Source organism: Vibrio genomosp. F10 str. 9ZD137 (assembly GCF_049974785.1).
GTDB lineage: Bacteria > Pseudomonadota > Gammaproteobacteria > Enterobacterales > Vibrionaceae > Vibrio.
Map to the genome: position 1 here is coordinate 1 of NZ_JBNGCJ010000379.1, position 7,559 is coordinate 7,559.

Sequence of the window (7,559 nt, forward strand, 5' to 3'; positions counted from 1 at the left end):
AGCGGACGGCCATTCTAGCGATTTGATTTTTAGTGTCAACCACTTTTTCAAAACATTTTAAGCACTCGGCTTAAGCTAGTAGACCTTGCTGGCTGGGCGTTTCAAAACCGAAGTAATGATGCTTTCCCGTGTCAGCGAGGGGGCATTATAGAGATCGCGGTCACGTTGGCAAGTGCTTTTTTTAATTTTTTTTGATTTCCTTAACTGCCTGGATAATTTTCAATCAAAGAGACCATTTTTGCTACTAATTCGTCCATATTTGCCGTTTAATCCTAATGACTAAGGAGAATTTATGAGTTCAATACGCAGTTATAAAGGAATCGCCCCGGATATTGGTGAACGCGTCTATATAGACAGTAGTGCTGTTTTAGTGGGTGACATTAGAATTGGTGATGATTCGAGTATTTGGCCTTTGGTCGCTGCTCGCGGAGATGTAAATCATATCCATATTGGTCAACGAACCAACATACAAGATGGTAGCGTGCTACACGTTACGCATAAGAATATCGAAAACCCTGCAGGCTACCCGTTATTGATTGGTGATGACGTGACCGTAGGACATAAGGTGATGCTACACGGCTGTACGATTCATGATCGCGTTTTAGTCGGCATGGGAGCAATCGTCCTAGATGGTGTGGTAATTCAGAACGATGTCATGATCGGTGCAGGAAGCTTAGTCCCCCCTAACAAGGTCTTAGAAAGTGGCTACCTTTATGTGGGTAGCCCCGTTAAGCAGGCTCGGCCCTTAACCGAAAAAGAACAAGCCTTTTTGCAAAAATCTTCTGATAACTATGTTCAGAATAAAAATGACTATATCAATAACGTCACTTCTATTTAACTCTAAGACTCGTCTTTGCCCAAGTTAGAGCAACACATCAATAGAGCCAGAAGAGGTCCATTCTTCTTGCTCTATTTTTTCTTCTACTATTTCTTCAATATCGAAACGATACTGATTAAACACATCAAGCGCTTGTTGTGGTGACTTCACTTCTTGAGCAGATAATTTTCCTAGTTGCTCCATTGATATATAGCATTCGATTAATGCACCAGCTTGTTGGGCAGGGAAGCTCACCCTCTCTAAATTCTCATCCCAGTTCTGCATGTCTGGAAATAAAATAGACTGATTCATTGAAGACCTTCCAAATTTTTACGTAACTCTCTTAGGATTTGTCTTGAGCCAGGCCTCAATCCTCTCCATAGCATAAAACTTTCTGCGGCTTGGCCGACGAGCATTCCCAAACCGTCATAGGTGGCTGACACCGAGTGCTCTGCCGCCCATTGGTTAAATTTCGTTTTTCCTGAGCCGTACACCATGTCATAGACAACGCTGTAAGGGGAAAATATTGCTGGAGATATTGCTGGCAAGTCGCCAGTTAAGCCGGATGAAGAGGAGTTGATGATGACGTCGAAAGACTCATCCACTTCCCCTATGTTGATCGCTTTAATATTTCCATAAGATTCAAACATGTCTGCGAGCTGTTGAGCTTTTGCATGAGTTCGATTGGTAATAATAATTTCAGCTGGGTTTTGATCCAAAAGCGGCTTGATTACCCCCCTTGCAGCCCCACCAGCCCCAATCAATAGAATACGAGCACCCTTCAAAGGCACTTGGTATTGAAGGAGATCCTGAACGAGCCCTTCACCATCAGTATTATCACCAATGATCTCTCCATCATCTAATTTCTTTAGCGTATTCACCGCGCCCGCTAACTGTGCTCGCTCTGTTAAACGGTCAGCGAATTGATAAGCATCTTCTTTAAAAGGCGCCGTAATATTACAGCCCTTGCCGCCTTCTGAAAAAAAGAGCGTTGCCGCTTGTTTGAATCCATCTTTTGGCGGACAAGCCGACACATAAGTAAGAGGCTGATTGGTTTGGCGCGCAAATAGAGTATGGATGAAGGGAGATTTACTTTGTGTGATGGGATTGCCGAAAACCACGTAACGATCTATTTGCTGAGTCATATCCTTAACCTATAAGAAATTAAAAAGAGTCACACTAAAAGACATGTGCCTTAAAATATGACCCTATCACTAACTCTAAATAGAAGAAACTACATAAAGAAGAAAGCCTATAGAAAGCGATCGATTACCAATCTCGAGGTTTTAGGTAGTGATCGTAAAGCGCCGCTTCTGGGGAATCACTTTCTACCTGGTAGGCATATTCCCAGCGAGCTAATGGTGGCATCGACATAAGAATCGATTCAGTCCGCCCTCCGCTTTGCAATCCGAACAGCGTTCCTCTGTCATACACCAGGTTGAATTCAACATAACGTCCTCGACGGTAAAGCTGAAAATCGCGCTCTCTTTCACCAAATGACGTCTCTTTTCTTCGCTCAACAATAGGCAAGTAGGCATCAGTAAAGCCCTCTCCCACCGCTTGCATATAGGAAAAGCACTTATCAAAGCCCCACTGGTTAAGATCATCAAAGAATAAACCGCCAACGCCCCGCGTTTCTTTGCGATGTGGTAAGAAAAAGTATTTATCGCACCAAGCTTTATGCTCGGCATATACCTGGGCACCAAAAGGCTCACAAATATCTTTGGCAACATTGTGCCAATGCTGACAATCTTCCTCAAAAGGATAGAACGGCGTTAAATCAAAACCGCCACCAAACCACCAGATCGGGTCTTCGCCCTCTTTTTCAGCAATAAAAAAGCGCACATTAGCATGAGACGTCGGAATATACGGGTTATTAGGATGCATCACTAACGAAACACCCATCGCCTCAAATCTTCGGCCTGCTAACTCTGGCCGGTGCGCCGTAGCTGATGCTGGCATTTGTTCGCCCAAGACATGTGAGAAGTTAACACCACCTTGCTCAAAAACATGCCCATAACGCATAACTCGTGTTCGGCCACCACCAGCAAGTCGCTCACTCGGACCTTTCTCCCAATCGTCATGTTCAAACTTAGCCGTGCCATCTGCCTGTTCTAGTGCAGAACAGATGTTATCTTGCAGTGATAATAGAAACTGCTTCACTTTGTGCTTATCAATACTTGCCATCATTCTTGTCCAACGCTGATTTTGGTTATCTTTTTGACTTCATCTGACTTTCTTTATCGAACTTGCTATATCGTACTTTCTCTATCGAAATGGTCAGCCTTGCCTTACGACCCTTGAGGTTTTGGCATCTCTATTCTCACTCGGTTTATCGCTTCTACTCGTTTTCTATTCGAGTATGGCAAACCGTTTATCACCCAGCAGCGGCTACACTTCAGAGATGGTGATGCACGAAATAAACCCCGTCAGGTTAGCACCCTGACTCTGATTTATCCGCAGTGAGCATGGTAAGTGTACAAATAATCACAATCCGTGCCTAAGGTATTTGTTTACAAATTGTATGATTCTTCTTTTAACACCAGCGCAAACGTTTGCTTGATGCGATTTTACCCGTATAATGCGCCCAAAATATCCACTCACCTAATTATTGAAGCTTGAAGGAGTTTGAGATGAAAGTCGGCATTATTATGGGTTCTAAATCAGATTGGCCAACCATGAAACTAGCAGCAGAGATGCTAGACCAATTTGGTGTCCCTTACGAAACCAAGGTCGTTTCTGCGCACAGAACTCCTCAGCTACTCGCAGATTACGCCACTACTGCAAAAGAGCGTGGCATTAAAGTCATCATCGCTGGAGCGGGCGGGGCTGCTCACTTACCAGGTATGGCAGCGGCCTTTACCAGTGTTCCGGTATTAGGGGTTCCAGTACAATCTCGCGCTCTTAAAGGGATGGATTCATTGTTATCCATCGTACAAATGCCTAAAGGGATCGCCGTTGGTACTTTGGCTATCGGTGAAGCAGGTGCGGCCAATGCTGGAATTCTAGCCGCACAAATTATCGGCACACACGATGAGACAGTCATGGCTAAAGTTGAAGCGTTCCGAACAGAACAAACCGACACCGTCCTTGCCAACCCGAATCCTGCTGAGGACTAAACCATGCACGTATTGGTATTAGGTGCAGGTCAACTTGCTCGAATGATGTCACTGGCTGGCGCACCACTTAATATTGAGATATCAGCCTTTGATGTGAACAGTGAAACCATCGTTCATCCTTTGACTCAGGCGGTAATTGGTCAAGGATTAGAAAATGCTATTGCACAAGCCGATGTGATTACGGCTGAATTTGAGCACATTCCACATAATGTGCTCGATATCTGTGAAAAAAGTGGAAAGTTTTTTCCTACGACAGAAGCAATCAAAGCCGGTGGTGACCGACGAATAGAAAAAGCGCTACTTGATCAAGCCCAGGTGAGAAATGCTGACTATTACATCGTTAATACCCGTGAAGATTTTGATGCCGCCATTGAATCCGTTAAGCTTCCAATGGTGTTGAAGAGTGCTTTAGGCGGGTATGACGGAAAAGGTCAATGGCGTCTTAAATCGCTAAAAGACGTTGATGCCATCTGGTCTGAAATGGCTGAATGTATCGCCTCTTCTCCTTCTCAATCGATTGTGGCCGAAGCCTTCATTCCGTTTAATCGAGAAGTCTCTCTTGTGGGAGCAAGAGCAAAAGATGGCAGCATTGCCGTTTACCCATTAGCGGAAAACGTTCACACCAATGGCGTACTCAGCTTATCAACAGCCATTGATGCTCCCCAACTGCAAAGCCAAGCACTGCAGATGTTTTCAGCGATTGCCAATCGCCTAGATTATGTGGGCGTTCTTGCGTTAGAGTTTTTTGATGTTGATGGGCAACTACTGGTCAACGAAATAGCTCCGCGAGTACATAACTCCGGACACTGGACTCAGCAAGGTGCAGAAACCTGTCAATTTGAAAATCACCTACGCGCTGTTTGTGGTCTGGCTTTAGGATCAACTAAGCTTATCCGCCCTACTGCGATGGTCAATATACTGGGTGAAGACAAACTACCAGACGCTCTGCTTTCTACGGAAGGCTGTCATATACATTGGTATGGAAAAGAAAAGCGGGCGGGTCGAAAAATGGGACACATCAATGTTTCAGCTCAATCAGCCACAGAACTTCAGCTGACTTTGGCCTCTCTGGCTAAGGTTCTCGATGAACGTGCTTACCCAGCCATTCATGAGCTGGCTAAAAATTAATTTTTAGTGTCAGTAACCTATGTAAAAACCAAATAAAAAATGACGCTATTGCGTCATTTTTTATTTATTTCTGAATGTGATGACAACGTCTATCGGCACATTGCAGCTTAACCCCACTGGCGAGTTTCTTTTCAACTAACAATGGAAAACCGCACTGCTCACAGCGACCTTTAACGGGGGGCAAATTTACAGCAAATTTGCATTTAGGGTAGCAATCGCATGCATAAAATACCTTGCCGAAGCGTGTTTTCCTCTCAGCGAGGTGTCCTTTACCGCAATCAGGACACGCGTACTGCGGTACTTTGTCATCACTTTTGTTGTCTAATGATTCAATGTGATGACAAGTAGGGTAGTTACTACAGCCAATGAACATCCCATATCGCCCCTGGCGTAAAACCAACTCGTTTGTACATAATGGGCAAGCGACACCCAATGGTTTTATTATGTGCCCATCATTTTGATGCAATGGTCGAATAAAATCACAGCTAGGGTATTGAGTACAACCTAAAAAAGGGCCGTGTTTGCCATGGCGGAGTTGAAGCTTTCCATCACAATTAGGGCAAGGTTCATGTTCTAGCGCATGCTCGTGGTTTGAAAATAAATGTTGATCTATTTTACTGCTCATTGGGCTCTTAAGTGGTTAATCAAAGGTGGCAACTTAATGCAAAATACCTTGCTCGGTTGTGTATAACAGCTCTTCCATTAGCGTATAAGCATTTTCATTTCCAGGTACATTAAACAGCACCATCAAAATAATCCACTTCAAATCATCCAATTCAAATTCGTTGGTTTCTAGCCCCATCACGCGATCAACCACCATTTCACGTGTTTCTGTTGTGAGCACATTAATATGCTCTAAAAACAGTAAGAAGCCACGACTTTCTAAATCAAGCCGCTGCATCTCTTTTGCCGTGTAAATGCGCATTGATGTCGCTGCACAAGTAGAAATAGCCGAATGCTCATCACTTTGTTGAAGTAATGCCAACTCTTCCAACCAATGAAGGGCTTTATAGATATCTTTCTCGTGAAACCCCGCGCGAAGAAGTTCATCTTCAAGTTCATCTTGGTCCACTTGTAATTCCACATCGCTATGGATATAGGTTTCGAACAAATACATCAGTATGTCCATCATCATAGCTAGCCCCTCCCATTTCGAATATAGCCACCGGAAACTGCAACAACATGCCCTGAAAGCTCAAGCTCTAGGATCTGCATCATGACTTCATGAACAGGTATATTGGTCCTGCTCGCGAGAATATCAACTGGCGTAGCCTCTACCCCTACGTTAGCTAACAGTTGTGGAAATGGCAATTCTTGTTCGCTCTCTATTTGATCAAACAGCTCAGCTTGACTGCTGAACCGTTGTTTAATCGACCAGTCTACCAAAGTATCGATTTCATCTAAAACATCTTGTTCACTTTGAACCAAACAAGCGCCGTTTTTAATCAGTGCATTCCCCCCTTGGTTATTACCGCTATAAATAGATCCCGGAATCGCAAACACATCTCGCCCTTGTTCAGCGGCATACCTTGCAGTGATCAGTGAGCCACTTTTTTCTGCCGCTTCAACGACCAGTACCCCAACCGACAAACCACTGATAATGCGGTTTCTGCGCGGAAAGTGCGTTGGCCTTGGCTTAATCTGTGGAGCGAACTCAGACACCAGTGCCCCTGATTCTATGATCCGTCCTGCCAGGCCCTTGTGCCTAGATGGATAAACTTGATCCAATCCCGAACCCAATACGGCAATGGTTTTTCCATCCGCACTCAACGCCCCATCATGAGCATGTCCATCAATTCCCAAAGCCAAACCACTCGTCACCACTAACCCATGCTGAACAAAACGACTTGCATAAGACTTAGCACTATTCAATCCTTCCATACTGGCATTTCTGCTGCCAACCATAGCGATTTGTGGATGAGACAGTGTGGTTACATCACCTTTAACGAACAAAACAGGGGGAGGCAAGGCTACCTCTTTGAGTAAAGGAGGGTACTCCTCATCGAGAGGCGTCAAAATATGATGATTGGATGCCTGGAACCACTCCATACACATACCTACATCACGCTCAGAACCTTGCTTAAAATAGGTAATCTGCTCACGAGATAAACCAAGAGAGGACAACGATTCTGTGTCTCTATCCATCAGATTACACGGTGCGTCAACCGCTATAAGCCGAGCGAGTGCCTTACTGCCGATCTTAGGGGTAAAAGATAACGCCAACCAAGCGGCGAGCTCCCGTTCTAACATAAGAATAGACTAACAACCTTAATGGGCAGCGCTCTCTTTGTGAATGACATCATGGCTAGCCTTCGTCGATCATTGAACGTTGATTGACAATAGAGAGCTCATCCGTGGTATTGGTTGTTTTTTTCAATGAATGATTTGGAGACACGAGCAAAGCCTCACTACTGATAGGCGCCTTGCTGTCTGTAATGAGGGCTAAGCTGAAATAACGGTAAGGCCGAATAACCATTAAACTGCCAATGGATGTA

At 44.5% G+C, this 7,559-nt stretch carries 9 protein-coding genes and 1 pseudogene; 3 read left to right on the top strand and 7 right to left on the bottom strand.

Translation table 11 applies throughout. The features are described 5' to 3' along the window. Window positions 1-292: 292 nt before the first annotated feature. Entirely contained in the window at window positions 293-838 is a 546-nt protein-coding gene (locus ACP45E_RS08475; protein ID WP_017034322.1) for a gamma carbonic anhydrase family protein, read from the top strand. A 24-nt stretch (window positions 839-862) separates the two neighbouring features. On the opposite strand, the gene ACP45E_RS08480 is transcribed toward ACP45E_RS08475, so the two are convergent. The 3 genes from ACP45E_RS08480 to hemF form a co-directional block, all read right to left on the bottom strand. Then, window positions 863-1,129: a DUF1488 domain-containing protein gene (locus ACP45E_RS08480; protein WP_017038334.1), complete on the bottom strand. Its 267-nt coding sequence runs from the start codon at window positions 1,127-1,129 to the stop codon at window positions 863-865. Continuing rightward, a complete protein-coding gene (aroE, locus tag ACP45E_RS08485) occupies window positions 1,126-1,962 on the bottom strand; it encodes a shikimate dehydrogenase (protein WP_017034324.1) in 837 nt (278 codons plus the stop codon). Before aroE ends, ACP45E_RS08480 begins: the two co-directional genes overlap by 4 nt. Before the next feature lie 124 nt (window positions 1,963-2,086). Further along, window positions 2,087-3,004 carry an oxygen-dependent coproporphyrinogen oxidase gene (hemF, locus tag ACP45E_RS08490; protein WP_017034325.1) on the bottom strand — a complete coding sequence of 306 codons (918 nt, stop codon included), beginning with the start codon at window positions 3,002-3,004 and terminating at the stop codon, window positions 2,087-2,089. Window positions 3,005-3,450: 446 nt separating this feature from the next. Between hemF and purE the strand changes: the two genes are divergently transcribed. Next, window positions 3,451-3,936, top strand: a complete 486-nt coding sequence (gene purE, locus ACP45E_RS08495) for a 5-(carboxyamino)imidazole ribonucleotide mutase (protein ID WP_017034326.1) — start codon at window positions 3,451-3,453, stop codon at window positions 3,934-3,936. Window positions 3,937-3,939: 3 nt separating this feature from the next. Then, window positions 3,940-5,064 (top strand): 5-(carboxyamino)imidazole ribonucleotide synthase, encoded by a 1,125-nt coding sequence (locus tag ACP45E_RS08500; RefSeq protein WP_017038335.1) that lies wholly within the window; start codon window positions 3,940-3,942, stop codon window positions 5,062-5,064. Window positions 5,065-5,128: 64 nt separating this feature from the next. Here the strand turns inward: ACP45E_RS08500 and ACP45E_RS08505 are convergent, their stop codons facing one another. The 4 genes and pseudogenes from ACP45E_RS08505 to ACP45E_RS08520 form a co-directional block, all read right to left on the bottom strand. After that, window positions 5,129-5,689, bottom strand: coding sequence for a DNA topoisomerase family protein (locus ACP45E_RS08505; RefSeq protein ID WP_017034328.1), 561 nt, complete (start codon window positions 5,687-5,689; stop codon window positions 5,129-5,131). A gap of 33 nt (window positions 5,690-5,722) precedes the next feature. After that, window positions 5,723-6,199, bottom strand: coding sequence for a DUF494 family protein (locus ACP45E_RS08510; RefSeq protein WP_017034329.1), 477 nt, complete (start codon window positions 6,197-6,199; stop codon window positions 5,723-5,725). Between the two features lie 2 nt (window positions 6,200-6,201). Then, entirely contained in the window at window positions 6,202-7,314 is a 1,113-nt protein-coding gene (dprA, locus tag ACP45E_RS08515) for a DNA-processing protein DprA (protein ID WP_017038336.1), read from the bottom strand. Between the two features lie 55 nt (window positions 7,315-7,369). After that, window positions 7,370-7,559, bottom strand: a pseudogene (locus ACP45E_RS08520) (LysM peptidoglycan-binding domain-containing protein); the annotation flags it as partial.